The organism is Bizionia psychrotolerans (genome assembly GCF_001039595.1).
The window spans coordinates 1-1377 of record NZ_JNGS01000022.1; the positions used below are offsets into that span (position 1 = coordinate 1).

Consider the following 1377-nt stretch of genomic DNA (forward strand, 5'->3'; position numbering starts at 1 on the left):
AAATGGAAATTGGAAAAATCTTTTAGAACAGAAAAATTCCAGTGCTGATATTTCGCCTACCGCTGGACAAATGCCACGATTATTGGGTTTAGCGCAAGCATCAAAAATATACAGACAGGTAACAGGAATTGATACCACCAATTTTTCGAACGAAGGTCATGAAGTGGCTTGGGGAACTATTGGAAATGCCAGCACGAGCGAAGGTTTGTTTTTTGAAACCATAAATGCGGCTGGTGTTTTACAAGTACCCATGGTTATGAGTGTTTGGGATGATGACTACGGGATTTCAGTTCACGCTAGACATCAAACGACTAAAGAAAATATATCTGAAATCTTAAAAGGTTTTCAACGAGAAGAGGACGTCAAAGGTTTTGAGATTTTACGTGTTATGGGTTGGGATTATCCAGCTTTAATTGAAACATACCAAAAAGCATCACAAGTGGCACGTGAGGAACACGTTCCTGTTTTAATTCATGTTCAAGAATTAACACAACCACAAGGACATTCCACATCAGGTTCGCATGAGCGTTATAAAAATGAAGACCGTTTAGCTTGGGAAGCTGCTTATGATTGTAATGTGAAACTTCGTGAATGGATAATTGCCAATGGCATTGCTACGGATGACGATTTATTAGCCATTGAAAAAACTATCAAAAAACAAGTTCGCGATGGAAAAAAAGCAGCTTGGTCAGCATTTACCAAACCTTTAAAGCAAGAACAAAATGACTTGGTGGCTTTATTGGAACAAGTAGCAGCAGCAAGTAGTAATAACGTATTTATTGATAAATTGAAAAATGATTTGGCTGAAATTTCAGAGCCAATTCGTAAAGATATTTTATCGACAGCGCGAAAAGCGTTACGATATGTGGTAAATGAAACATCGGAAACTAAAAATCAATTAGCGACTTGGATTAACAACTATATAGATGTTGTTCAACCTAAATATAGTTCGCATTTATATTCGCAATCCGATAAATCAGCTTTAAAAATTCAAGAAGTGAAGCCGACATATGATGATAATAGCGAAGACGTAGATGCACGTTTAGTAATCCGTGATAATTTTGATGCTATTTTTAGTAAGTATCCTGAAGCGCTAATTTTTGGGGAAGATGCTGGACATATTGGTGATGTTAATCAAGGTTTGGAAGGCATGCAAGAAAAGTATGGCGAGCTACGTGTTTCAGATGTTGGGATTCGTGAAGCCACTATTTTAGGCCAAGGAATTGGTATGGCACTTCGCGGTTTACGTCCAATTGCTGAGATTCAGTATTTGGATTATATTCTGTACGCTTTGCAAATTATGAGTGACGATTTAGCAACGTTACAATACAGAACTAAAGGTCGCCAAAAAGCACCATTAATTATAAGAACACGTGG

General features: G+C 37.5%; 1 protein-coding gene. It reads left to right on the forward strand.

From position 1 onward, the window contains the following. A partial coding sequence (locus GK51_RS02390; RefSeq protein ID WP_048331542.1) for a thiamine pyrophosphate-dependent enzyme occupies nucleotides 1-1377 on the forward strand: 1377 nt, incomplete at both ends.